Source organism: uncultured Desulfovibrio sp. (assembly GCF_910584445.1).
GTDB lineage: Bacteria > Desulfobacterota > Desulfovibrionia > Desulfovibrionales > Desulfovibrionaceae > Desulfovibrio.
On record NZ_CAJUBO010000008.1, the window covers coordinates 36,102 to 62,055 of the forward strand.

General features: G+C 65.3%; 21 protein-coding genes. 16 read left to right on the forward strand and 5 right to left on the reverse strand.

The window, feature by feature from the left end:
* Positions 1 to 89: 89 nt before the first annotated feature.
* The gene (locus QZ294_RS05170) at positions 90 to 1,370 is read right to left on the reverse strand and encodes a competence/damage-inducible protein A (protein ID WP_297047617.1); all 1,281 of its coding nucleotides are present in this window, start codon (positions 1,368 to 1,370) and stop codon (positions 90 to 92) included.
* 226 nt (positions 1,371 to 1,596) lie between these two features.
* Between QZ294_RS05170 and QZ294_RS05175 the strand changes: the two genes are divergently transcribed.
* The 7 genes from QZ294_RS05175 to QZ294_RS05205 all read left to right on the forward strand — a co-directional run bounded on the left by QZ294_RS05175 (position 1,597) and on the right by QZ294_RS05205 (position 9,765).
* Positions 1,597 to 1,890, forward strand: a complete 294-nt coding sequence (locus tag QZ294_RS05175; RefSeq protein WP_297047748.1) for an HU family DNA-binding protein — start codon at positions 1,597 to 1,599, stop codon at positions 1,888 to 1,890.
* A gap of 234 nt (positions 1,891 to 2,124) precedes the next feature.
* Positions 2,125 to 2,328 (forward strand): 30S ribosomal protein S21, encoded by a 204-nt coding sequence (gene rpsU / locus QZ294_RS05180; protein ID WP_165078020.1) that lies wholly within the window; start codon positions 2,125 to 2,127, stop codon positions 2,326 to 2,328.
* A 110-nt stretch (positions 2,329 to 2,438) separates the two neighbouring features.
* Entirely contained in the window at positions 2,439 to 2,891 is a 453-nt protein-coding gene (locus QZ294_RS05185) for a GatB/YqeY domain-containing protein (protein WP_297047622.1), read from the forward strand.
* A 145-nt stretch (positions 2,892 to 3,036) separates the two neighbouring features.
* Positions 3,037 to 5,493 carry a Smr/MutS family protein gene (locus QZ294_RS05190; protein ID WP_297047624.1) on the forward strand — a complete coding sequence of 819 codons (2,457 nt, stop codon included), beginning with the start codon at positions 3,037 to 3,039 and terminating at the stop codon, positions 5,491 to 5,493.
* Positions 5,494 to 5,542: 49 nt separating this feature from the next.
* Complete coding sequence (gene dnaG, locus QZ294_RS05195; RefSeq protein ID WP_297047626.1) at positions 5,543 to 7,279, forward strand: DNA primase; 1,737 nt, start codon at positions 5,543 to 5,545, stop codon at positions 7,277 to 7,279.
* A complete protein-coding gene (gene rpoD / locus QZ294_RS05200) occupies positions 7,266 to 9,032 on the forward strand; it encodes an RNA polymerase sigma factor RpoD (protein WP_297047628.1) in 1,767 nt (588 codons plus the stop codon). The genes dnaG and rpoD overlap by 14 nt, the downstream gene beginning before the upstream one ends.
* Before the next feature lie 4 nt (positions 9,033 to 9,036).
* Positions 9,037 to 9,765, forward strand: a complete 729-nt coding sequence (locus QZ294_RS05205) for a thermonuclease family protein (RefSeq protein ID WP_297047630.1) — start codon at positions 9,037 to 9,039, stop codon at positions 9,763 to 9,765.
* A 196-nt stretch (positions 9,766 to 9,961) separates the two neighbouring features.
* Here QZ294_RS05205 and QZ294_RS05210 read toward each other — a convergent pair whose 3' ends face one another.
* A complete protein-coding gene (locus tag QZ294_RS05210; protein WP_297047633.1) occupies positions 9,962 to 10,843 on the reverse strand; it encodes an ornithine carbamoyltransferase in 882 nt (293 codons plus the stop codon).
* A gap of 230 nt (positions 10,844 to 11,073) precedes the next feature.
* Here QZ294_RS05210 and QZ294_RS05215 point away from each other — a divergent pair, with 230 nt between their 5' ends.
* The 6 genes from QZ294_RS05215 (at position 11,074) to nifS (ending at position 16,244) form a co-directional block, all read left to right on the forward strand.
* A complete protein-coding gene (locus QZ294_RS05215; RefSeq protein WP_297047635.1) occupies positions 11,074 to 11,748 on the forward strand; it encodes an HAD family hydrolase in 675 nt (224 codons plus the stop codon).
* A 7-nt stretch (positions 11,749 to 11,755) separates the two neighbouring features.
* A complete protein-coding gene (locus QZ294_RS05220; RefSeq protein WP_297047637.1) occupies positions 11,756 to 12,460 on the forward strand; it encodes an ATP-binding protein in 705 nt (234 codons plus the stop codon).
* A gap of 336 nt (positions 12,461 to 12,796) precedes the next feature.
* A complete protein-coding gene (gene metA, locus QZ294_RS05225; RefSeq protein ID WP_297047639.1) occupies positions 12,797 to 13,738 on the forward strand; it encodes a homoserine O-succinyltransferase in 942 nt (313 codons plus the stop codon).
* A gap of 39 nt (positions 13,739 to 13,777) precedes the next feature.
* Complete coding sequence (locus QZ294_RS05230; protein ID WP_297047641.1) at positions 13,778 to 14,266, forward strand: Rrf2 family transcriptional regulator; 489 nt, start codon at positions 13,778 to 13,780, stop codon at positions 14,264 to 14,266.
* On the forward strand, positions 14,250 to 15,086 hold the full coding sequence (gene nifU, locus QZ294_RS05235; protein WP_297047644.1) for a Fe-S cluster assembly protein NifU: 837 nt from the start codon (positions 14,250 to 14,252) through the stop codon (positions 15,084 to 15,086). Before QZ294_RS05230 ends, nifU begins: the two co-directional genes overlap by 17 nt.
* 3 nt (positions 15,087 to 15,089) lie before the next feature.
* Entirely contained in the window at positions 15,090 to 16,244 is a 1,155-nt protein-coding gene (gene nifS / locus QZ294_RS05240; protein ID WP_297047647.1) for a cysteine desulfurase NifS, read from the forward strand.
* Between the two features lie 118 nt (positions 16,245 to 16,362).
* Here the strand turns inward: nifS and hydF are convergent, their stop codons facing one another.
* A complete protein-coding gene (hydF, locus tag QZ294_RS05245; protein ID WP_297047649.1) occupies positions 16,363 to 17,637 on the reverse strand; it encodes a [FeFe] hydrogenase H-cluster maturation GTPase HydF in 1,275 nt (424 codons plus the stop codon).
* Positions 17,624 to 18,304: a DedA family protein gene (locus QZ294_RS05250; RefSeq protein ID WP_297047651.1), complete on the reverse strand. Its 681-nt coding sequence runs from the start codon at positions 18,302 to 18,304 to the stop codon at positions 17,624 to 17,626. Before QZ294_RS05250 ends, hydF begins: the two co-directional genes overlap by 14 nt.
* 138 nt (positions 18,305 to 18,442) lie before the next feature.
* Between QZ294_RS05250 and QZ294_RS05255 the strand changes: the two genes are divergently transcribed.
* The 3 genes from QZ294_RS05255 (at position 18,443) to QZ294_RS05265 (ending at position 24,282) form a co-directional block, all read left to right on the forward strand.
* Positions 18,443 to 19,597, forward strand: coding sequence for a hypothetical protein (locus QZ294_RS05255; RefSeq protein WP_297047653.1), 1,155 nt, complete (start codon positions 18,443 to 18,445; stop codon positions 19,595 to 19,597).
* 138 nt (positions 19,598 to 19,735) lie between these two features.
* Positions 19,736 to 21,139, forward strand: coding sequence for a [FeFe] hydrogenase H-cluster radical SAM maturase HydG (gene hydG / locus QZ294_RS05260; RefSeq protein ID WP_297047655.1), 1,404 nt, complete (start codon positions 19,736 to 19,738; stop codon positions 21,137 to 21,139).
* A gap of 113 nt (positions 21,140 to 21,252) precedes the next feature.
* Positions 21,253 to 24,282 (forward strand): hypothetical protein, encoded by a 3,030-nt coding sequence (locus QZ294_RS05265; protein WP_297047657.1) that lies wholly within the window; start codon positions 21,253 to 21,255, stop codon positions 24,280 to 24,282.
* Between the two features lie 139 nt (positions 24,283 to 24,421).
* Here QZ294_RS05265 and QZ294_RS05270 read toward each other — a convergent pair whose 3' ends face one another.
* On the reverse strand, positions 24,422 to 25,753 hold the full coding sequence (locus QZ294_RS05270) for a M23 family metallopeptidase (RefSeq protein WP_297047659.1): 1,332 nt from the start codon (positions 25,751 to 25,753) through the stop codon (positions 24,422 to 24,424).
* Between the last annotated feature and the right edge of the window lie 201 nt (positions 25,754 to 25,954).

Below are 25,954 nucleotides of genomic sequence, written 5' to 3' on the forward strand. Positions count from 1 at the left end.
GCTTCAGCGGACGATATGGGTCCCGGCCGGTTTCGGCATCACGCATGCAGATACCATGCCAAAAACAGGGATGGGATGTATCCCCCCCTCTATCCCTGCATTTTGAGGTTTTCCATGCGCCCGGCCTCCATGTCCAGTCCGGCCAGACGGCGCCGGACAAGGTCCAGCGCATGGCTCGAAGCGCGCAGGCGCGTCCATGCGCGTCCAAGATAGCGGCCCTGCGGCCGCATGACGCGCACCCAGATGCCGTCGGGCGCGCTGAGCGCAATGCAGACCAGCCCCACGGGCTTTTCCGGCGAGCCGCCCTCCGGCCCGGCGATGCCGGTGATGCCGATGCCGAGGTCCCCCCCCTGACACAGACGCGCGCCTTGCGCCATCCAGGCGGCGGTTTCCGGGCTTACCGCCCCATGCGCGGCCAGAACGGCTTCCGGCACGCCGAGCAGGCGCGTCTTGGCGGCATTGGCATAGGTCACAAGGCCGGTTTCAAAAACGGCGGAAGCGCCGGGCTGATCGGTGATGCGCTTGGCGAGGAGACCGCCGGTGCAGGATTCGGCCGTGACAAGTCGCAGCCCCGCGCGCGCAAGACCGGTCACGACTACCGCTTCCAGACTGGGAACATCCACACCATAGACCACGTCACCGAGACGTTCGCAAACGGCGTCCACAAGGGGCGCCGCCAAGGCCCGCGCGGCATCTTCATCCCCGGCCTTGGCGGTGACGCGCACGAACATTTCCCCCTCCGTGGCGTAGGTGGCGGCCGTGGGATTGCCGCCCCGGGTCAGGTCCCGGATGCGTTCGGCGGCCGCCCCCTCGCCGATGCCGAACGTGCGGATCATGGACGACACGATGACCGCCCCCGTGCGGCGCTCCAGAAACGGGCGCACGCTTCCGGCAAGCATGGGCAAAAGCTCGGACGGCGGACCCGGCAGGAGAAGGACGAACTTCTCCGCGCCGACAGGCACCGCGCAGCCGGGCGCGGTGCCGACGCTGTTGGGAAAAACCTCGGACCCGCGCGGCAGCAGCGCCTGCTTGAGCTGGTTCGCGCCCATGGGGCGCGTGCCGAAATATTCCCTGAGCCGCGCAAGGCTCTCCGCATCTTCCTCAAGCGGGAGGCCAGCCACGCGGGCCACCGTTTCCTTGGTGAGGTCATCGTCGGTGGGTCCCAGGCCACCCGTGCAGACCACGAGCGAACTTCGCGCCAACGCCTCGCGCAACGCGCCCTCAAGGCGCCCCGCATTATCGCCCACCATCTGGACATGCTCAAGGTCAAAGCCGAACGCCGCCAGTTCCCGGGCCACATGGGCCGCGTCCGAATTGACGGTATGCCCGAGCAGCAGTTCCGTCCCCACAGAGATGATCTCCGCTTTCACGCCTGGCTCCTTGCGGGCGCCGCACAGTGGAAACGACGCGCCCCGCCACCGCAGCCTATCTTGGACATGCCGCCTCCGCAAGGGCGCCCGCGCCCCGTCGGGGAACGGAAATCTTCTTTCTTGCTTGACAAGGACGCCCAAAAACGTTTGAGTTGAATGCGTTCGATGGTGCCGCTACGGCGTTGGGCCGTCGTGAGGGGAATCGTTTTGCGGTCGCCGTCATGCCATTTATCAGGAGGAAACGCTGATGACCAAGGCCGAACTCGTCGAAAAGATCGCTGCCAAGGGCAACCTCACCAAGGCGGGCGCCGAGCGCGCGCTCAATGCCTTTCTCGCCGCCGTGGAAGATGCCCTGTGCAAGGATGCCAAGGTGACCCTCACGGGTTTCGGCACCTTTGCCGTTGAGAACCGCAAGGCGCGGCAGGGGCGCAATCCCCGCACCGGCGAAACTCTGACCATTCCGGCCTGCAAGATGGTGCGCTTCCGCGCCGGGAAGACCCTCAAGGATTCCCTGAACTGACCGTCTTTTCTCCGGCCGCGGCAGCCGCGTCTTCCTTCGGCACCGCGGCCGGATATGCCTCTTCCGCCCCCATCGGCGGCATTTCCCTCACGCCTCTTGCCCCGGCTTTCGGTCCTGACCGGGGGGTGGGTCCGCGTGTCTTCCGTTTTTTTGCTTGAACTTCTTTCCTGGATGAGGTAAGAAGATTTTTTGCATTTCCGCGCCGCATCCGGCGCCATAAAGGGGGTGATTTTCTTGCCCGGAGTTTTTCTCAACGATGACGAGTACAATTTCGACATTGCCCTGCGCCGTTTCAAGAAGCAGGTGGAGAAGGCCGGCATTCTTTCTGAAATGAAGAAGCGCCAGCATTACGAAAAGCCCAGCGTCATGCGCAAAAAGAAGAAGGCCGCTGCCCGCAAGCGGCTGATGAAGAAAATGCGCAAGATGAACATGGCGTAACGCCCTGTCCGTGCATTCTGAAGCAGCGCTGCGGGAGATCCTCGAATTTCCCGCAGCGTTTGCTTCTTCTGAAAAGCGTCTTTCCTTTTTCCTGCCAAAGCGAGGATGCCATGAGCCTGACGGAACGGATCGACAACGATTATGTGCAGGCATACAAGGCCAAGGATGCGCTCCGGCTCAGCGTCCTGCGCATGGTCAAAACCGCCGCGAAAAACCGCCTTGTGGAGCTGCGCCGGCCCGGCGGCGCGCTTGAGGACGGCGAGATGCTGGATGTCTTCATCAGGGAGGCCAAGCAGCGGCAGGACTCCATCGAGCAGTACACCACCGCCGGGCGTCCCGATCTTGCGGCGAAGGAAGAGGCCGAACTGACGATCCTCCGGGAATATCTCCCCCGGGCGCTTTCCCCGGAAGAGCTGGGCGCCGCCATCGATGCCGCGGTGGCGGAACTTGGCGCCACAGGTCCGCGTGACATGGGCAAGGTCATTTCCGCCGTCATGGGCGCCTGCAAGGGACGCGCGGACGGCAAGGAAGTGGCGGCCGCCGTCAAGCGGCGCCTCTCCTGAGGCGCCGGCATCGCGTCCGCGGCCCCAGGGTGCCGTGGCAGCGACGCGCAGCCTTTCCGCGCGTTTCCCGGCGCGCGACCATTGCCAGGATTGCCGCAGGTCTTATCTTGTGCGGCATCACCACCAAAGCTTGTGATGCAGGATCATGATACATCCCCGCACGCTCCAGGCACTCGAATTTGACAAGATCATCGCCGCGCTCGCCACGCGTTGCCTCTCCGGCCCGGGCACGGCCCTTGCCCAGGCCCTGAAACCCCTGGCCGACGCCGATGCCGCCCACCGGGCCTTGCGCCTGTATGAAGAAGCGGCGCTCTGGAGCGCCACGCCCGAACCGGGGACCGGAAAGCCCTTTGCCCTCACGTCCTTCCCGGATACCTCGGGCCTGCTTGAGGCGGCCGCGACAGAGGCGGCCTCTTCCCCGGCGCCCGCGGCGCGGCGCGCGGTCCCCGATACGGAAGCCTTCTGGGCGCTCCGGGAACTGTTGCGCCTGGCGGCCAGGGCGCATGCGTCCATCGTTGTCCCCGAAGCCGCGCGACAGTGGCCGCTCCTGCTGGAAACGGCGCAGGAGACGCCCCTCCCTGTTCAGCTCGCGGCCGCGCTCGACCGCTGCATCTCGGACGATGCCCTGCTCAGGGACGAAAGCTCTCCCGAACTCTATCGCCTGCGGAACGAAGTGCGCCGCCTCCATCAGGGGTGCCTGCGGAAAGTCAAGGATTTCGCCAGGCAGTACAATCTGCTCCCCTACCTGCAGGACGAGTTCATGACCCTGTCGTCGGACAGATACGTCCTGCCGCTCAAGGCCAATTTCAAGGGCCGCGTGCAGGGCATCATCCATGACTGGTCGCAGACGGGCGAAACCTGTTATTTCGAACCCCTCTTCCTTGTGGAGGTCAACAACCGCCTTCAGGAGCTGAAACACGAGGAACGGGAAGAGGAACGCAAGGTGCTCGCCTACCTCGGCGACCTGCTGGCGGCGGAACTGACGGGCGCGCGCGGCGCCCTTGCGCTCCTCGCGCGGCTCGACCTCCTCCAGGCCAAGCGCCGCCTTGCCGAGGCGCTTGACGCCCGTTGCGTCCCCCTGACGCCCGCTGCCGAAGGCATCACGCTCATGGGCGCGCGGCATCCCCTTCTGGTGCTCGCCCGCCACGGGCAGGAGACACGGGCGCCCGCCACCCGTTCGTCCGCCGGCCAGCCGACAGTCGGGCAGTCGGTGCGACCGCTGGACATCATCCTGCGACCGGGAGAGCGCGTCCTGATCATCACGGGCGCCAATGCGGGCGGCAAGACCGTCTGCCTGAAAACGCTCGGTCTTGTGGCGGCCATGACCATGAGCGGCCTGCCCGCCCCGGTGCTGAGCGGCTCGCACCTCCCGTGGTTTTCGCGCATGGACGCCTTTATCGGCGATGAACAGAGCCTCGACGGCAACGTGTCCACCTTCACGGCCCAGATCGACCATCTCGCCAAGGCATGGAAACATCTGGACATACAGGGTCTTGTCCTGCTTGACGAATTCGGCGCCGGAACCGATCCCGCCCAGGGCGCGGCGCTCGCCCAGGCGGTTCTTGACGGGCTGCTGGACAAGCAGTGCTTCGCCCTTTCGGCCACGCATTTTCCGGCGCTCAAGTCCTACGCCCTGACGCGGGAGGGGGTGCGCGCCGCTTCCATGCTTTTTGACCCGGCCACGCGCAAGCCTCTCTATGCCCTGGCCTACGACCAAGTGGGCGCGAGCCAGGCCCTGGATGCCGCGCGGGAACACGGCCTGCCTGAAGAGATCCTGCGGCGTGCCGAACAGTATCTTTTGCAGGACGGCCAGGACACCACCGCCCTTTTGGGGCGCCTCAACGCCCTGGCCGCCCGGCGCGAGGAAGAGCTGGCCGCGCTGCACAGGGAACGCGAAACGGCGAAGAACGCCGCCCTGCAGGCAAAAGAACGGCTGGAAAAGGAACGCGCGCGCCTGCATGACGAGACGCGCCGCCACGCCGGCGAGCTTATGCGCGCCTGGAAGGAAGGCCGCGCCACCGCCAGGCAGGCCCTGAAGGAGATGTCACGCCTGCGCGCTTCGCTGGCGCCCGCAAAGGACGCGTCCGCCGCTTCCGTCCTCCCGGAGGCGCGGGCGCTCGTCGCCGGGCAGGAAGTGTTCCACACGGTCTTCAACAAGCGCGGCATCGTCACGGATGTGGACGAACGGCGCGGGCGCGTCCGCCTGGACATGAACGGCGTGAGCCTGTGGGCGGAACGGCGCGACCTGCGGGAAGCCGCGGCCTCCGGCGCGCGGGGAGCGGCTCCGGGCCGCGCGCCGTCGGCGGCGGGAGCATCCGCCGCTTCACGCGGGGCGGCTGGCGGGGCGCAGGAGGAAGCGGCAAGCCTGCGCCTGGATGTGCGCGGCCAGCGCGCGCCGGACGCCATCGCGGCGACGGAGCGTTTTCTGGACAAGGCGCTGCGCGCGGGCTTTTCCGAGCTGGAAATCGTCCACGGACGCGGCACCGGAGCCTTGCGCCGCGAATTGCAGGACTTTCTGCGCGCCCATCCGGCTGTCGCCAGCGCGACCCTTGCCCCCGAGGACCGTGGCGGTGACGGCATGACCATCGTGGTGCTGCGGTAGCCGGGCTGCCGCTCCGTTTTCTTCCGTTGCAACGCGCGCCGAGGCAGGCATGCATTCCAGGGATGCCATCCGCGTCATCAAGGAACGACTGAACATCGTGGACGTCGTGCGCCGCTATGTGGAGCTGAAGCGCAACGGTCCCCGCTGGGTGGCGCCATGCCCGTTCCATCAGGAGACCAAGCCTTCCTTTTCCGTCAATGAGGAAAAGGGGCTGTTCTACTGCTTCGGCTGCCAGGCCTCCGGCGACCTTTTCGACTTTTACGGCCGCATCAACGGGTTGGACTTCCGGGAGACCCTGGAACAGCTCGCGGCGGAACTCGGCATCGAGATCGACCGCGGCGGCAGGCCGTCCGCGGGCGAAGCGCGGCAACGGCAGCGCCAGTCGGAACGGCAGGCCATGCTGCGGATGCACGAACTGGCGGCGGCCCATTTCGCGGCCGCGTTGCGCGCGCCGGAGGGCGCCGAATGCCGGGAGTATATCGACCGGCGCGGCCTGAGCGGAGAGATCGTGGAACGTTTCGGCCTGGGCTGGGCCGGACGCCAATGGCAATCCCTCACCGACACCTTGCGCCGGGCCGGTTTTGACGTCGCCCAGGCGGCCCAGGCCGGCCTGCTGGGTACTTCCGGCACCGGCCGGGCGTATGACCGCTTCCGGGGCAGGCTGATCTTTCCCATCCGCAGCCTCTCCAACCAGATCATCGCCTTCGGCGGCCGCATCATCGCCGGGGAGGACGAAGCCAAGTACATCAACAGCGCGGACACGCCCATCTACAAAAAGGGCGAACATCTGTACGGTCTGGCCCAGGCCCGGCGCGCCATCGCCGCCTCGGGAGAGGCCCTGCTCACCGAAGGCTATATGGATGTGCTCACCCTGCACCAGTTCGGCTACGCCAATGCCGTGGGCGTGCTGGGTACGGCGCTCACGCCGGAGCAGGTCAAGCGCCTTTCCGGATTCGCCTCGCGGCTGCTCCTGCTCTTTGACGGCGACCGCGCGGGCCGCAAGGCCGCCCTGCGCTCCTGCGAGATGCTGCTCACGCGCGGGCTTGCGTGCCGGGTCGTCCTCATGCCCGAAGGGGAGGATATCGACAGCCTCCTGCGCGGACAGGGAAAGGACGCCTTTGAAGAACTCCAGGCGCGGGCGCGGGACGGTCTGCGCTTCTGCGTCGAGGCGCTGCGCGCCCTGGCCCCGCGCGAGAGCGTGGAATGGGCGCGGGATTTCCTCGGCCATGTGGAACTGCCGGAACTGGTGAGTCCCTATGCCTCGGCCCTGGCCGGGCACCTCCAGATCTCCGAGGCGGAACTGCGCCGGGGGGTGGCCGTGCGCCTGGACGAACGGCACGGCGGACGGGGGGGCGCCGCGCCTGCGGCCAACAGGGCGCGCCAGAACATGCGCGATGTGCAGATCATGATCTTTGCCGTGCGGTATCCCGAACGTCTTGCCGATCTGCGCGAGCTGGGCGCCGACCTGGCCCTGCGCTCGCCCGGTGCGCGCCGTTTCTGGGACGTCATCGAGGAATGGGGGGCGGAGGAAGCGCCCTACCATCTGGATGACCGCCAGAAAAGCTTCTGGTTCGCGCAGCGCGGACCCGACAAGGCGCCCCTGAATAATGGCGACTGGGAACTGGAATGCCTGCGCCGCGACCTGGAAACCTATTACGAATCGACAAAAAAATCTTCTGTTTCCGCCGCGTTACGCGAGAATACCGGAAATAGTGACTTTGCGGCGGACTTGGAGTATCTTCGCGCACTTCAGGAAACCTTGGAGAACGGCCATGAGCAATCTTAAAGAGGTCCAGCAAATACAGGTGCTTATCGCCAAGGGCAAAGGCGCCGGCTTCCTCACCTTCGATGAGGTGAGCAAGGCCCTCCCCGTGGAAATGAATACCCAGGAGCAGTTTGAGGAGATCATCGGCATTTTCGAGCAGTTGGAGATCCTCATCGTCGATTCCGAAAAAGACGGCAAGAAGATGTCCGCCGCCGCCGATGGCGACGAAGAGCTTGCCGAAGGCAACCTGGACCTCGCCGAAGACGAGGATTCCGGCGATTATTCCTCCCGCAGCACCGACCCGGTGCGTATGTATCTGCGCGAGATGGGCGCCGTTCCCCTGCTTGACCGCGATGGCGAAGTGGTCATCGCCAAGAAGATCGAGATGGGCGAGCAGGATGTGCTCTACGCCCTTGTGGAAGTGCCCGTGGCCGTGGAAGAACTCATCAACGTGGGCGAGGATCTGCGCCAGAACCGCATCAAGCTCAAGGATGTGGTAAAAACCATCGAAGAGGACGACCCCAGCGAAGATGAAATGAACCAGCGCCAGCGCGTCATCCTCCTTCTGGACGAGATCCGCCAGATTTACAAGAAAAAACGCAATTACTACAAGCGCCTTGACGAGTGTTGCACGCTTGCGCGCCGCGTGGCCGACCTGCAGAAAAAAATCATCGCCTTCAAGGAAGAGATCGTCACGCGCCTGCGCGACATCAAGCTGGAAAAGACCCTCATCGACAGGATCATCGAGACCGTTGAGGACTATGTCCGCCAGATGCACAACTGCCAGCGCGACCTCACGGCCTATATCCTTGCGACCGGGCGCACCCAGGCCGAAATACAGCAGCTTTTCGACGGTCTGGAAAAGCGCGAGGTCAACCCCGTGGAAGCCGCCCGCGATCTCCATCTCAGCGTGGACGAGCTTTTTTCCTTCAAGGAAATGATCATGGGCAAGATCGAGATCCTCAACCGCCTGCAGGAAAAGTGCTGCCACAATGTGGGCGACCTCGAGGAAGTGCTCTGGCGCATCAAGCGCGGCAATACGGCGGCCATGCGCGCCAAGCAGGAGCTTATCCGCTCCAATCTCCGCCTGGTGGTCTCCATTGCCAAAAAGTACACCAATCGCGGACTCCAGTTCCTGGACCTCATCCAGGAAGGCAACATCGGACTCATGAAGGCTGTGGACAAGTTTGAATACCAGCGCGGCTACAAGTTCTCCACCTATGCCACCTGGTGGATACGCCAGGCCATCACCCGCGCCATCGCCGATCAGGCGCGCACCATCCGCATCCCGGTGCACATGATCGAGACCATCAACAAGCTTATCCGCACTTCGCGCTATCTCGTGCAGGAGCTTGGCCGTGACCCCACGCCGGAAGAAATCGCGGAGCGCATGGAATATCCGGTGGAAAAGGTCAAGAAGGTGCTGAAGATCGCCAAGGAGCCGATCTCGCTCGAAACGCCCATCGGCGACGAGGAAGACTCCAGCCTTGGCGACTTCATCGAGGACAAGAAGGCCGTGGCCCCGGCGGAAGAAGTCATCAACACCAAACTTTCGGAGCAGCTTGCCGCCGTCCTCGCCGACCTGACCCCGCGCGAGGAGCAGGTGCTTCGCAAACGCTTCGGCATTGCGGAAAAAAGTGACCACACCCTGGAAGAAGTGGGCAAGCTCTTCAATGTGACGCGCGAACGCATCCGCCAGATCGAGGCCAAGGCGCTGCGGAAACTCCGCCATCCGGTACGCAGCCAGCCGTTGCGCTCGTACTATGAGAGCTGACGCCATGCCCGGCACCAGATCCGGCGCGCTGCCGCGCGCGCTGCGCCGGGCGGGGCTTGCGCTCCTCCTGCTCGTCACCGCGCTTTCCCTTGCACGCGCTCCGGTATCGCGGGCGGCGGAGCCAAACGCGGCGGATCAGGGACCGGGCCAGCCGGACGGCACCGTCGCCCACTGCTTTGACGGCGACACGCTCAAACTCAGGGATCGGCGGGTGGTGCGCCTTGCGGGCATCGATGCGCCGGAACTGGGGCGTGGTCAGACCCAGCCGCAGTATTATGCCCGCGAGGCAAAGGCGGAACTGGAGCGGCTCGCCACGGGCCGGCAGGTGGCCCTGCTGGCCGCCGGCGTGAACGACCATGACCGTCATGGGCGCCTGGTGGCCGAACTGCGCCTTGCGGACGGCCGCTCGCTCAATGAGCTTATGGTGGCTTCCGGGGCGGCCTTTTTCTATCCGCACCGGGATCTTGGGCCGGAATTTCAGGAACGCCTGCGCGATCTTCAGGCACAGGCCATCCACGAACGGCGCGGTCTCTGGGCGCACCTGCTTTCCCTGCCCCTGGCGCGCGAAACCTATGTGGGCAACCGCGCCTCGCTTCGCTTTTTTCCCGTGAACTGCCCCGAGGCGCGGCACATCAAGCCGCGCAACCGCATCCATTTCGGCACGCTCATGGATGCCTTCCTTGCCGGCTACGCCCCCGCCCGCATCTGCGTGTTCTGGCCGGAAGCCAGGTAGGGCATGCCGCCTGCCGGCCACGCGCGCAGCAGGCGCCCCAAAAGACAGGCGCTGATTTTTCACGAGGACGCATGAGGCGCCCGCCCTTCCCTGCCGACGCTGCAAAAACCACGGCCCGGAAACCGCCTGCGGACACCGCCACGGCCTTTCCGGACGCGCGCCGGGCGCCTGCATGGCCCATGCTTCTGCCGAAGCTTCAGCCCTCGAAGACCCAGTGCAGGATGCGCTTGTGCACCCGCAGCCGGTATTCGGCCTGACGCACCAGTTGCGATGCCCGGCTGGAGAGCACTGCCGGCGCCACGGGGATGGCGCGCACAGGCGAGGCGCTCAGAAAAAGGCGCGCATCGGGACGGGCTTTCGCCATCAGTTCGGGGGAGATGCCCCAGAGAGCCTGTTCCTCCGCATCCAGAGTGCCGCGGTAGCCCGCAAACACAAAGTTGGCGTCATGCACCGCCTCTTCAGGGGAATAGACAAAGCTCACCGGGCTGCCGATGCGCGCCGCACGGGCTTCCAACGCGCCTGTGTCGAACTGGCGGGGCACGGCAACGCGCAGGGCAAAGGGAAACCAGGCCGTCGCCTCGATGAGGGAATGGAGCGTGCCGTTGACGCAGCCCACCCAGGCCGCCGTCACCCCCTTGAGATAGCGTGAGATACGCAGCATGCAGGCGATGTCCGCCAGGGCATGGACGGGATGGGCGTCGGGACTGCCCGCGTTGATGACCGGGAAGCGCACTTCCGTTTCGGAAATGTTCCAGCTCGTCACCGGGAGGCCGTAGGCATAGAGGCAATCGAGGTAATAGCCGAAAATGGGCATCAGGTGTTCCTGGAAACCGCTGGCCTCTTTCTGCCAGACATCGGATTCGCAGCCTTCAAAAATGGTCGTTCCGCCCATCTGCCGCACGGCGGCGGTGACGCAGAGGCGCTCGGGCAGGGAATGCCGGGCGAACACGAGCAGCGCCACGCGCTCGGTCATGAAGTCCGACTGCAATTTGGCGTCGGGGATGCCGATGGCCTGCTGCACGAGCATCCAGCAGATTTCCGAACCAAGGTCCTTGATGGTCAGAACATTTCGTGCCATGGCTTCCTCCAGAACGACAGGCGATAGCGCGGCGGTACCCGCGTCACGAGCAGCAGGTGGGCGGGTCCGTGTCCGAACAGCGCGGCGGTACCCGCATCAACACTAACAGGGGGGCGGCGCCGTGTCCAGACAATGGGGACCCGGCTGCGAAGGGCTTGGATTTTCCGTCTCCATGGACTATCCTCGTTCGCCGCGACGGTGCCCACATCCACCGCTGACAGGGAGTCTCCATGGACGCCGCGTTTTTTGACCTTGACGGAACGCTGCTGGATACGCTTGCCGACATCGGGAATGCCTGCAACCGGATGCTGGCGGCCCACGGTTTCCCGCAGCATGCGCTCCCCGCCTATGCCGCCATGGTGGGCAACGGCTTTACGCGCACGGTCGAGCAGGCTCTGCCCCCCACTGTCACCGCGGCGCTTTCCCGGGACGGGCTGGAAGCCCTGGCCGCCGAGGCGCGCGCCTGCTATGCGGGCGATCTGCGCGCGCATACCGTCCCCTATGACGGCATGCCGCAGGCCCTGGCCGCGCTTGCGGACAGGGGCATGACCCTCGCCGTGCTTTCCAACAAGCCCGATGCCTGGACGGTCGCGCTGATCAGCCATTTTTTTCCGGAGATCCCGTTCGCGCTTGTCCGCGGCGCGCGCCCGGGGGTCCCGCTCAAACCCGACCCGGAAGCGCCGCGCGCCATGCTGGCCGAGCTTGGCCTTCAGGCCGGGCGTTGCGCCTATGTGGGCGACAGCGATGTGGATATGCGTACGGCGCTCAATGCCGGCATGGTGCCTGTCGGCGCGGCCTGGGGCTTCCGCGGCGGCGGGGAGCTGCTCCAGGCGGGCGCGCGCCTGCTTGCCGCGCTGCCGGAGGAGCTTCCGGCCCTTCTGGATACTGCCCCCGCCGCCAGGTGAGGTTGCCATGCTTCGGCCCATCATTGAGATCGATGAGGAAAAGTGCAACGGGTGCGGCCAGTGCGTCCTTGACTGCGCCGAGGGCGCTCTCGCCATTGTGGATGGCAAGGCGCGCCTGATCGGCGATATGTATTGTGACGGACTCGGGGCCTGCCTCAACTGCCCTCAGGGCGCCCTGACCCTGAACACGCGTGAGGCCGCGCCCTTTGACGAGGCGGCGGCCCTGGCGGCCAGGGCGCGCCGCGAAGCATCCGGCGCGGCCTCCGGTGGCTGCCCCGGCAGCGCGGCGCGCGCCCTCAGACCCCTGATGCCCCATGGAGGGGAAAGGAGCCACGCCGCAGCGCAGGAAGGCGCTCTCGCGGCGCAGTTACCCGCATGGCCCGTCAAGCTGGCGCTCGTGCCGCCGGCGGCCCCGTTCCTGCGCGGCGCGCGGCTGCTGCTCACGGCCGACTGCGCGAGCCTGGCCCTGCCGGACCTCCACGCGCATTGGCTCACAGGGCACATCCCGCTGCTCGCCTGCCCCAAGCTCGAAGACCACGCCGCCCTTCGGGAACGGCTGGGCGCCATCATCAGGGAGGCCGCTCCCGCCGGCATCACCATCCTGCGGATGAGCGTGCCCTGCTGCGGCGCGCTCGGCCGCCTGGCGGAACAGGCCATGGCAGCCTGCGGCGGCAATGTCCCGCTGGCGACGCATACGGTCCGGCTGCCGTAGCGCATTTTGCCGGGGAAAATATCTGTACGGCAGAGATCTCCCTCAGGTTTCGCTGCTGTCATTTCCCCGCAGAGCGGGACAATCGGCGGAAAAGCGCGGTTTTTCGCCATATGCGGCGCGGGCGTCCGCTCCCGCAGCCGCCGGAGCGTTTCCGCGGTTCCATTGTGAAAGCGCTCCCGAGGCGTCCGCCTTGTGGCCGCGCCCTTCCGCGCTGCTGAAGACGGATCCCATTGACAAATCCTAGCAAAAGACTATGTTTTGCGGGCGCCGGAACCCGACAAGCCGCGGGTCCGCGCCGCCCGCCAACAGCCCCGGCCCTTTCCACGGGAGGAACCGATGCCCATCAAAATTCCCGCAGATCTTCCCGCCCGCGCGGCGCTGGCGAGCGAAAACATCTTCGTCATGACGGACGAACGGGCAGACCGGCAGGACATACGCCCGCTGGAGATCGCCATCGTCAATCTCATGCCCACCAAGATCGCCACGGAAACGCAGCTCCTGCGCCTGCTCGGCAATTCTCCCATCCAGGTGAACATCACCCTGTTGCGGACGGCGGCCCATGAATCGCGCAATACGCCCGTGCAGCATCTCGAACGCTTTTACAAAACGTTTGACGAAATCCGCCACAAAAGCTTTGACGGCATGGTCATCACCGGCGCCCCGGTGGAGCATCTTCCCTTCGATCAGGTGGACTACTGGGACGAGCTTGTCGGGATCATGACCTTCGCCCGGGAGCGCGTCTATTCCACCCTGTATCTCTGCTGGGCCGCCCAGGCTGCCCTGCACCACTTTTACGGCGTGCCCAAGCATGTGCTGCCGGGCAAGGTCTCCGGCATCTTCTGCCATGAGGTGCTCCGGCCGGAGTGCCGCCTGTTCCGCGGATTCGACGATGAGTTTCTCGCGCCCCATTCCCGCCATACCGAAGTGCGTACGGAAGACGTGCTCCGGCATCCTGAGCTGCGCATCCTTGCGGAATCCGCCGAAGCGGGCCTTGCCGTGGTGGAGAGCCGGGACCAGCGCCAGGTCTTCATGACCGGCCATCTGGAATATGACCGGGGCACTCTGGACGCGGAATACAGGAGGGATCTCGCCAGGGGCGACGATCCCGCCATCCCGCGCCACTACTATCCCGGCGATGACCCGGATGTCATGCCGCTCATGACCTGGCGCGCGCACGCCCATCTTTTTTACAGCAACTGGCTCAACTACTACGTCTATCAGGAAACCCCCTTCAGCCTCACCGCCCTTGCCCGGGACGACGGGGAACGCGCGTCCTGACGGACGCCCGAGGCTCCGCCAAAGGAGACTGCCTTTTCCATGCGATTTTCCACACGAACACGCTATGGCCTGCGTTTTCTGCTGCGCCTGGCGGCCCAGCCGGAAGGCTGCCTGCTCCAGCTCGGCCAGGTGGCGAAAGAGGAACGCATCTCCTCCGGCTATCTGGAACAGATCGTCCGGGCGCTCAAACCGCTCGGCATCCTGCGGGCCGTGCGCGGCACGGGCGGCGGCTACGCCCTCGCCAAGCCCGCCGCGGACATCAACATGGAAGATGTTTTTCTGCATCTGGAAGGCGAGATCGCGCCCGTGCGCTGCCTTACCACCAACACGCTCTGCACGCATGAGGGGCAGTGCTCCACCCGGGCCTTCTGGCAGGCCCTCGACAGGCATATGCGCGATTTTCTGCGGCGCCGTACCTTGCAGGAGTTGAGCGAACAGTGCAAGAATACCCCGGGCGCCGGCTCCGCCTCGGGCGACAGGGGCGAAGAGCGCCCCATTTCAGGAGGATCATATGTGGAATTACACTGAGGCCGTCCATGACCACTTCCTGCATCCGCATAACGCCGGTCCCATCCCGGACGCCAATGCCATCGGCGAGGTGGGCAGTCTCGCCTGCGGCGATGCGCTCAAGCTTTATCTGAAGATCAGCGATGCGGGCGTCATCGAGAACGCGGGTTTCGAGACCTTTGGCTGCGCCAGCGCCATCGCCTCAAGCTCGGTGCTGACGGACATGATCAAGGGCATGACCGTGGACGAAGCCCTCAAGCTCACCAACAAGGATATCGCCAACGCGCTGGGTGGCCTGCCCAAGCAGAAAATGCACTGTTCGGTCATGGGCCAGGAGGCGCTGGAGGCCGCCATCCGCCAGTGGAAGGGCGAACCCGCGGTGCCGCATGCCCATGAGGAAGGCAGGCTCGTCTGCAAGTGCTTCGGCGTGACGGATGCCCAGATCATCCGCGCCATCCGCGAGAACAACCTCAAGACCGTCGAGGAAGTCACCGCCTATACCAAGGCCGGCGGCGCCTGCGGCGAATGTCAGGACGAGATCGCCGAGATCCTCGCCACGGAGCTGAAGCAGAAGCCCCTGCAGGAACTCAAGCCCCGGCCGCGCCTCACCAATGTCCAGCGCATGCAGCAGGTCCTCAAGGTCATCGACGAGGAGATCCGGCCCCAGCTTGCGGCCGATGGCGGTGATATCGAGCTTGTGGATGTGGACGGCAAGCGCGTGGTGGTGGCCCTGCACGGCCGCTGTTCGCAGTGCCGTTCCAGCAACGTGACCATCGGCAACCTGGTGGAGCGACTCCTGCGCGAGCATGTGGAGCCGGACATCGTGGTCGAGGAGGCCTGAGCCATGAATACCGTGTATCTGGACAACAACGCCACCACGGCCGTCGCCCCCGAAGTGCTCGACGCCATGCTCCCCTACTTCGGCGAGCTGTATGGCAACCCCTCGAGCATGCACACCTTCGGCGGTCAGGTGGCCGAAGCCCTGGAAACGGCGCGCGAACGTCTCGCCGCCCTGCTTGGCGCGGACCCGGACGAAGTCCTCTTCACCTCCTGCGGTTCCGAAAGCGATAACGCGGCCATCTGGTCGGCCCTGCAAAGCCAGCCGGAACGGCGCCACATCATCACCACCCGCGTGGAGCACCCGGCGGTGCTGAGCGTCTGCCGCTACTGGGAGCGCCAGGGCTACCGCGTGACCATGCTCGGCGTGGATGCCAGGGGACGCCTTGACCTGGAGGAATACGCCGCAGCCCTCGGCGACGACACGGCCATCGTTTCCGTCATGTTCGCCAATAACGAGGTGGGCAATATCTATCCCATCCAGCGGATGGCGGAGATGGCGAAGGAGCGGGGCATCCTCTTCCATACGGACGCGGTGCAGGCCGTGGGCAAGGTGCCCATCGACCTTCACCACCTGCCGGTGGACATGCTCTCCCTTTCCGGGCACAAGCTGCATGCGCCCAAAGGCATCGGCGCGCTCTACATCCGCAAGGGCGTGCGCTTTCGCCCGCTGTTGCGCGGCGGCCATCAGGAACGCGGCCGGCGCGCGGGCACGGAAAATGTGCCCTATATCGTGGGCCTGGGCATGGCCGCGCAACTCTGCGCGGACTTCATGCAAAAGGAACGCGTGGATGTGGCGCTGCTCCGCGACAGAATGGAAGCGGGCCTGCTTGAGCGCATCCCGGACAGCCGCGTCAACGGCGATACGCAGAACAGGCTGCCCAATACCTCCAACATCTCCTTCAAGAATGTGGAGGGCGAGGCTATCCTGCTCATGCTCGACCGTCTGGGCATCGCCGCCAGCTCCGGCTCGGCCTGTACCTCCGGCAGCCTGGAACCCTCCCATGTGCTCCGCGCCATGGGCGTGCCCTTCAACTACGCCCACGGTTCCATCCGCCTTTCCCTGTCGCGCTACACCACAGGGGAGGAGGTGGACTATGTGCTCGCCAACTTCCCGGGCGTCATCGAGACCCTGCGGGCCATCTCGCCGTTCAAGGGATAAGGCGTTTTCGCAATGGAATCGCGTGAACGCTCCGGCGGCTGCGGGAGAAGATGCCCGCCTGCCGGCTGCACGGGTCCCCCCGGCAACGGCTGCCGCGAACGGAGAGGCTGCGGACCCCCTATGTGGGCAAGGCCTCGCGCATTGCCCTGTACGCCGCCAGGGCTTCGGGGAATGGCGCGAGCGCCCGCTCCAGCACGCCCTGCCCGAGGGAAAGCGCAAGCCCGTAGTTGGTCATGGGAAGATCCGCCGCGCGGGCGGCGGCCATGCGCTCCAGCATCTGGCGGCGCGTGATGACGCAGCCGCCGCAGTGGATGACGGCCTTTGTCCCGGCGGGATAGGCAAAGAACTCCGTGCCCGCGGCCATCACCACATGCACGTCGCCGCCCGCCAGCGCGCGCAGCAGACGCGGCAGCTTGACGCGGCCGATGTCGTCCGCCTGGGGATGGTGGGAACAGCCCTCCTGGATGACCACGGTCTCGCCGGGCGCGAGCCGTTCAAGGGCGGCCGCGCCGGCGGCCAGCGTCGTGAGGTCGCCCTTGAGGCGGGCCATGAGGATGGAAAACGTGGTCAGCGGCACCCGCGGCGGCGTGGCGGCCACTGTTTCGCGCACCACCTGCGAATCGCAGACCACGAGATCCGGCGCGGCATTCAGCCGTTGCAGGGCGCCCGGATATTCCTCCGGTGTCGTCACAAGGCAGATGCCGCGCGCATCCAGACAATCGCGGATGGTCTGCACCTGCGGCTGGATGAGGCGCCCCTTGGGCGCGCCGGAATCCAGCGGCACCACCAGCGCCACCAGGCCCCCCGCGGGCAGCAGGCCTTCAAGAAGCGGCGGCTGGCGCAGGGCCGCATCAGGAAGGATGCGCGCAAGTTCCGCCACCACGGCCGCCATACCGGTCCCGGCCCTGGCGGACACACTGAGCCGGCGCCGCCCCTCCATGGCAGGCGGCTCTTCGTCCCCAAGATCCGCCTTGTTGCAGAGCACCACATAGGGAATGCTCCGCGCGTCCAGCACGGCGGCGACCTCCCGTTCCGGCGCTTCCCACAGCCCCCGGTCCGTCACGAGCAGCACGGCATCCACACCGCGCAGCGCGGTCAGGGTGCGCTCCACGCGTAGGCGGCCAAGGTCGCCCTCATCGTCGATGCCGGCCGTGTCCAGCAGGACCACAGGCCCGAGCGGGGCCAGCTCCATGGTCTTGGCGACGGGATCGGTCGTGGTGCCGGGCGTTTCCGAGACGATGGAAACGGCCTGCCCCGCCAGGGCGTTGAGCAGCGCGGACTTCCCCGCATTGCGGCGCCCCACCAGAGCGATATGCGGGCGCAGCCCCCGGGGCGCGCCCCGGCCTTCCTCCACGCCCCGCCGGGCATCGCGCGGACATTCAGGCGCGGCCATCGTTCTTCTCCCGCGGGCTGGAAGCGTCCTTTCCGCGTCCCAGCCAGGCGCGGAGGAACTCGATGCAGACCGGCATGACCGAGAGCAGGATGATGGCATAGACGATGAGGCTGAAATTTTCCCGGACCCACGTCAGGTTCCCGAGAAAGAAGCCGGCGGACACGAGCGCCCCCACCCAGAGCAGACAGCCGATGATGTTATAAAAGAAAAACACGGCCGGGTTCATCAGGGCGATGCCGGCCACAAAGGGGGCGAAGGTACGCACAATGGGGATGAACCGCGCAAGCACGATGGCCTTGCCGCCATGGCGTTCGTAGAAATGATGCGCCTTGAGCAGGTATTCCTTCCTGATGAAACGGCTGTCACGCGAAAAGATGGGCGGACCCACATGGCGGCCGATGCAGTAGTTCACGGCATCTCCGCTGATGCCTGCCGCCAGAAGGACGAGCATGACTTCGGGGTAGCCCATCAGTCCGGCGCCGGCCACCACGCCGGACGCGAAAAGCAGGGAATCGCCGGGCAGAAACGGCGTGACCACCAGCCCGGTCTCGCAAAAAACGATGACGAACAGGATGGCATAGATCCACAGGCCATATTGTTCCACCAGCTCAAAAAGGTGGACGTCGATGTGGAGCACGAAATCCAGAAAATAGCTCAGCGTTTCCATCCGCCAGCATCTCCTCTCCAGAGAGCAGGATCTCTGTCCCGCGCGGGCCGGGACATGCGAAACCGGGGCGACACCCGTCATCGGGACGCCCCCACTTGCCTCTTGTACCCCAGCGGCGGCTGTGGCACAACAGGCGGCATGCGATCCCCCTTCTGGCTGCGGCATATCCTGGGCGCCCTGGCCGCGGTCCTGCTGCTCCTGCCCCCCTGCGCGGGACATGCCGCCGAAGCATACAAGCCTGCCTTCCGCACGCTTGGCGAAGCGCTGACCGAGCCTCCCCTGCGGCTGGACATCAATGTCTGGTATCCGGGGACCCGGCAGCCGCGCGAACTCAGGTACACGCCCTGGACACTGTATGCCGCGCGCAACGGCCGCCCGGCGGAAGGGCGTTTTCCCCTGCTCCTGCTTTCGCACGCAACGCCCGGGACGCGATTCTCCTACCATGACACTGCCGCCCGCCTCGCGGCCAGGGGATTTGTCGTGGCAGCTCCGGCCCACGCCCATGACAGCATGCACAACATGGACGACCTTTTCACCTGGCCGCAACTGGAGAATCGCACAAAGGAACTGTCGGCCACCATCCGCATCCTGCTGGAGGACAAGGAACTCGCCGCCTGCATCGATCCGGGGCGCATCGGCGTGCTCGGTTTCGGCACCGGCGCCACGGCGGCCCTGCTCCTTGGCGGAGCGCTCCCCGATTGCGCCCCATGGTCCGGCTACTGCGCCAGGGCTGGCGCCGGGGACGCCTATTGCGATCCCTGGGTCAGGGAAAAAATCGACGCCATGTGCGCGGCCTTTCCCCTCGGGCGCAGCCCGGCCGATCCGCGCATCAGGGCCGTGGCCGCCGTGGCGCCGGGGTATGGCATGCTGTTCGGACCCACGTCGTTCCGCCATTTTTATCCGCCGCTCCTGCTGGTAGTGGCGGGCGCGGAGAAACTGGACAGGGCCGAACTCCATGCCGGGTCCATCGCGCGGGTGCCGGGGCTGAAGGCGACGGTGCTGGAACTTCCGCAGGCGGACACAGGCGCGCTCATGGCCCCCTGTCCGCCCCGCATCGCTTCGGAACTTCCCGAACTCTGCCTTTCGGTGACTCCTGAAACGCGCGCCGCCCTGGCACACCGGCTCGACGGCGCACTGGCGGAATTCTTCCTGCGCCATCTCGGCAGCAGCGCTCATGTGCCGGTCATCCCGGCGCCTCCGGATCTCACGCCCCCCGCGCCAAAGGCTCCGGCGCCCGCCGCCCCGGCCAGGCCCCAGAAACGCCGCGCCCGCCACCACCGCGCGCCCTCCTGACGCGCGGCGCGCCTGCGGCGCCTTTTCCCGACTGGCGTTTTTTTCCACGGCATGCTAGAGTGCCGCCACCGCAGAGACGTCCATCTCTCCCGCAGCGCTGGCTGCGGGTTCACCTCTTGCCACTCCTGAGGATGCATTATGCCCGGCACATCTCCGTCCGCTTCCGCCTCGTCCTGGCTGGACCCCGTCGCCCTCGAAACGGCGCTTGCCCGTGAAAGCGCGCCCGAAACGGCCGTGGTGCGCGAAATCCTTGATAAGTCCCTGGCACTGGAACCGCTGGGTCCCGACGAGATCGTGGCCCTGCTCCGGGTGCGGAAACCGGAGGATATGAAGCTCATCTTCGGCACCGCGGACCTGGTCAAGCAAAAGGTCTATGGCGACCGCATCGTGCTCACGGCACCGCTCCATATCAGCAATACCTGTGCCAGCGAATGCCGGTACTGCGCCTCCCGCAAGGGCAACACCGCCATCCAGCGCAAGCGCCTGGACCAGGCGGAACTGCGCGAGGCGGCGCGCAAGCTCATCCGGCAGGGGCACAAACGCGTGGTGCTGGTCAGCGGCCAGAGCACGAGCGCCGATGTGGAATACTGGGCCGAAGCCGTCGATGCCCTGCACCGCCTTTTTGACGGCATGGGGGAGATCCGCCGGGTCAATCTGGATCTCGGCGTCCTCACCGCCGAGGAATACGCGCTGCTGCGGCGCACCGAAGCCGGAACGGTCAATATCTATCAGGAGACCTACCACGAGGCGAGCTACCACAACGCCCATCCCGGCGGTCCCAAAAGCGACTTCGCCGGCCGGCTGCTCGGCCCGGAGACGGCGCTCAGGGCCGGAATGACCGATGTGGGGCTGGGGCTTGCCCTGGGCCTGGGTCCCTGGGAATTCGACCTGCTCGCCCTGGCGGCCCATGCCGCCCATCTTGCCCGCGAATACGGCGCAGGCGGCCGCACGGTCAACCTGCACCGCGTGCGTCCCGCGCCCGGTTGCGACTTCCAGCCGCCCTACGCCATGAATGACGAGGACTTCCTGCGCTGTGTCGCCATCACGCGGCTTGCCATTCCCTACACGGGCATTTTGCTGACCACGCGCGAACCCGCCGGGCTTTGGCGCGCGGCCTGCAATACGGGCTGTTCGCAACTGCTCACCGGCAGCGTCGCCAACCCCTATGAAAGCTGGACGGACGCGCCCGGTGAAAAGGCGCCCTTCCCCATCGGCGAAGACTGCCACCTCGACGAGGTCGTGCGTTTCCTCCTGGAGGAGGCCCGGCACCTGCCCTCCTTCTGCACGGCCTGCCCGCGCCTTGGCCGCAGCGGCAAGGAGTTCATCTCCCTTGTCCGCGGGGGGAACATCAAATCCCAGTGCGGGCCGAACTCCATGGCATCGTTCATGGAATTCCTCATCAACTATGCGACGCCCTATACGCGTCAGCTTGGCGAAAAGGTCATCGCCGAAAAGCTGGAGCAGCTCGCCGAGCATGAGCGCGGCGCGGCCGAGCGGCTCCTCCAGAAGGTGCGTTCGGGCCGCATGGACGAATTCATCTAGCAAAACGAGGACCTCTTTCGGGGCGCGTCGCGGGGCTTTCTGCCGCCGGGGCGCGCCCCGGCAAATTTCTGCCAGTGATCCTTTCATCACGGCGGCCAGCAAGGGGGCACGGCGTGGCGGAACGTTGGAGCGATATTTACTTTGACAAGCAGGACAAGGACATCCTTTCCCTTGTCAACCGTATTCTTGATTCGCGTACCGGCCCATCCGATGACGGTCTTTTTGACCCCAACCTCCATCCGCACGGCATCAAGGAGCTGGCCGCCACGCCGGTGGCGCGCATGGCCTACGCGGTCATCAATCTCCTCCGCAATCTGGAGGTGGGCGACGCGCAGGCCCGCGACAGGCTCCTTGCCCTTGAAGTCCTCTACGACGAGGTGCTCAACAGCGCCCATTCGCTCCTGCGGCGCAATACCGCGCGTGTCCTCATGCAGATCATGAAAGACATGGTGCGCGCCCATGGCGACCGGCTGACACAGCTCAAGCTGGCCCATGATTTCCGGCGCACGGCGCAGGGCACGCCGCGCATCGTGCGGCACATGCTCGCCCGCTATCACCTGCCGGAAATGCCCGAGGAGTGGAACCAGATCGCCTTTGACGACCATGTGTACGATGCCAATACCAAGGGCCGCAAAACGCCCACGCATCTCATCATGGACGCCTGGATCAAGGGCCTCCGCGACATTACCATCGGATATGAATACTGGGTGCCGCCGGATGCGGCGCGCGAGATCCTCCGGGCAGCGGAGATCACCGGCATCACCGTGCGTATCGGTATCGAATACCAGGTGCTTTTTCACGGGCGCTATGCGCGCCTGTTCTGGATCCCGCGCGGTTTCAGCTCCAACGAGGACTTCCTGGAATTTCTCCATAATCCCAAGCTCGCGGAGATGATGAAGCGCGGCAAGGAAGTCCTGGCCTGGAAAAAGGAGCGCATCCTCAACATCCTCAACGCCTGGAACGAACAATCGCGGCCCACCCTGGCCGCCGCCTGGGGCGTGGATGTGCCCCCCCTTGACCCCCGGGAGTTTCTCCGCTTTGTGGGCCGGGGGCAGCCCTCCATGCACCATCTGTCCGAATGTCTCCACCGGCATGTGCTGCCCGCCGCCCGGGAACGGGCGCAACGGCTGGCGCACAGCGGTTCCTCGGACCCTGCCGTCGCTGAGGAGCTTGCCGCCCTGGAAAATCTGAGCGCGGACATCATCGCCGATGAGTGGCTTGCCCCGGATACCCTCCCGAATGCGCGTGACGCGACCCTGTCAGGCTCCGAAAACATCCCGGAACTGCTGCGCCTCAGCCCGCAGGAGCTTGTGCGCGACCTTCAGGAACTCAATCCCGGCTATCGCCTCGTGCTTGGCCTCACGGACCTCCGGGTGGAAGATGTGGCGGAGGTGCTCTCCGATTGCCACGGCGCCATCACCCATCTGGAGATCTTCAACATGCGCGCCTGGCTTGAAGGGCGCCTGCATGACCTTGAGGCCATCGGCGAATTGCAGCGCGCCCTGAATCTCGGCCTCGGCCCGCGCGTCAAGCAGATGATCCGGCAGATGGGCCGCCATCTGGAACGCGAGGGCGATGAAGAGCGGGCCGCCAAGTTCCGGGACATCCTTCGCAATGTGCCCAAGCTCTGGGAGCATTATCGCCACAATCCGCTCAGGTCCCGCCTGGGCACAAGCTCCGGCGGCCGCCGCTCCTTCGGCATGGGACTCGTGCTCAGGGAAACGCTGCCCCACCGCGCCCTGGCCGAACTCAAGCGCAAACCGCAGCAGGTGCGGCCCATTCCCCTCTGTTCACCCGTGGAAGAGACCGAGGTTTTCCGCGAACCGGAAAATCCGACGTTCTGGCAACGACTGGGGGCGTACTTCCGCCGCCTCCCCGGCTGCCGCCATCTGGGCATGGAACGCAAGCGGGAATGGGAAACCGCCAGTGAATACTGCCGCATCTGCAAAAACGGCAATATCGCCAATCTGGGCGGACTCAACCAGGCGCGCCAGAACGACCTGCTCGGCGCCGGCAACTCCCGTGGGCAAACACGGCTCGGCCTGTCCTACCTCAACAGTGCCATCAGCAACTGGCTCAAGGTGCTCCTCGGCTTCATCCCCGCCTTTTTTTCCTTCCTCTACACCCAGGACTGGTGGTTCCTCGCCTGGTTCGGCACCTTTATCTGGTTCGGCATCACGGGTGTCCGCAATGTCGTGCAGATGATGTTTGCCGCCAATGGCTTTTCCAGAGGCACGCTCGTCCACTGGAAGGAACAGGTGAGCATCAGCCGTCTTTGCGATTCGCTGATGTACACGGGCATTTCCGTCCTTCTGCTCGAAGTCATGGTGCGCGTCTGGCTGCTTCAGGACGGCCTTGGCGTTTCCGTGGAGAACAATCCGACCCTCGTCTTCACGGTGCTCAATATCGTCAACGGTTTTTACATCTGCGCGCACAATGTTTTTCGCGGGTTCCCCAAGGAAGCGGCCATCGGCAACTTCTTCCGCAGCGGTCTGGCGATTCCGGTCTCCTCGTTCTATGATTTCATGCTCTTCAAGCTCCTCCTGTTCGTGGGGGTCGCCCAGCCCGAACTCTATCTTGTGCCGAGCGCGGCCGTGGTCTCCAAGATGGCGTCCGACACGGTGGCGGCCATCATCGAGGGCTATGCCGACAGCCAGGTCAATCTGCGTATGCGCCGCTGGGACTACAAGAGCAAGATCGCCAACGTCTTTGCCTGCTATACGCGCCTGGAACTGCTCTTTCCCCAGGAAGACGCGCTGGTCATGCTGGCGCGGCCGGGCGGACTCAAGGGGCACGGCGGCTCCAGGGGGCGGGAGCTGGAACGGGCGTTCATCATCAATGCTCTGGATCTCATGTATTTCTGGTACTATCAGCCACGCGCCCAGGAAGCGTTCCGCAAAATGCTTGTCTCCATGCCTGATGCGGACCGCCATGTCCTGGCCCGCGCCCAGCTGGTGCTCACCCGGGAACGCGAGATCAGTCAGATGCTGGTGGATGGCCTGCTCGGGCGCAATTTCTCGCCGCCGCTGGCCTTTTTCCTCAGCCGTCACAAGCAGTATCTGCGCCAGATGAGCAAGCTGTGCCGCCCACCACGCCAACAGCGCGGCCAGCATCAGGCGTACGCCCATACAACGGCGGCATAGGGCATTCGTCGTTTCGGCTTCCTCAACAAGGCGGGGGTCTGCGGCTTCAGGAAAGATGCCGGAGGTACGGCCTCTGGCGAAAAAAAGGGACCTCCGCGTCACCGGGAGGTCCCTTTTTTTTCGCGTTCCGCGCCGCCGCTCAACGGCCGCCGAAAAACTCCAGACCGATCCTTTCAACGATATTGTCCCGGATCCACTTGGGGTCGATCCATTCAAGCGGCGTGACTTCCACGCCGCCCACCAGCATGCCGAAGTGCAGATGATCCCCGAAGGCGAGACCGGTGCTGCCGGTGCGGCCGATGATCTGCCCCTTGCTCACCACCTTTCCGGCTTCTGTGAGCGTTTCGCTCAGGTGGGAATAGAGGGACATGACCCCCAGCCCATGGTCGATGACGATGAGATTGCCGTAAATGCCCAGTTCTGCCGTAAAAATGACACGGCCACTGTTGGCGGCGGGCACCTCCGCATTCCGCACGGAGGCCAGGTCGAAGCCGAGATGGAAGGATTCCCCCACCAGCTGGCCCTGATAGTGGAAGAAGCGATGATCCGCAAAGCCGGCGCGCGCCGCCGAGCGGGGCAGCCGCGAAAAAGCTCCGCGCCAGAGGATCGCGGCCGCCGTGTCCCGGCTGAGTTCGCGCAGGCTCTGCACATTGGCCGCGCGGACCTCATTATTGATATAGAGGTAACACTCCAGGGGATTGGCGGCCCCCGGCGCAAGGTGCCGCAGCTTGTTTTCCACCGCGAGGAGGAAGTTGTCCTTGAGTTCGAGGTTGTCGCTCTTGAAGGTGCGCTCAAACGCCATGACCGAAAGCCGGCTTTTGGTCGTATTGCCGGCAAGGTCCGTGGCCGTGATCTCGACGGCGTTCTTGTAGTCGCGGGCGGTCATCGTGTAGGGGAAGGGAAAGAAGCACAGGTAGCTGCCGTCCTTCTGGAGATAGCCCGGAACAAAATATCCGGCGACAAGAACGCCGCTGCGGCTCACCTCCTCGTCGATGGCATACCGGATGACCGCCGCGCCGCCGCGGCGCACGTTGGGCGGCAGCGTCTTTACGGAAATGCGCGGCGGCTGCGTATCCAGACGCATGGGCACAAGTTCGGTGCGGGTATTGCCCTGGCCGAAGCCCGCCAGCGAGCCGTCCGTCGCGCGGATCTCCAGCTCGAACGCCCCTTCGCGCAGTTGGGCGTCCTTGAGGGGAACGCTCACCGTGCGCTCGGGAAGATAGTCGTCAAAATGGCGGTTGAAGATGACATTGAGGACGTTGTTCTTGCGGATGCCCACCACCAGCGCACGGATGCCCGCCGGGTCCTTCATCCTGATCTCAAGGACGGTCGCGGGCGAAACACGGCCCGTGGACGGCGAGATCTGAATGACGGGTCCGTCAAGATCCTTGAAAAAGACATAGCCGCCGACGGCCAGCGCCCCGATGACCAGGATCGCCAGCGCCGTGGACAGGATGCTTGAGGTACGCATCGGCAACTCCTTGTGAGATGCGGCGATGGTCGCATACTGAGGCGACTTTTTCAAGGCGGCGCGGGCCGCCGGACCCCGGCGCCCCGAAAATCATGGGCGCCCCGCGCGGCACATTGACTTGGAGCGAAAAATCTGTTCTCACTTCCCGCATATGTTCAGCGGCAGACATCTCCATCCCGGCGTTGCGGGAGGACGCCTTCC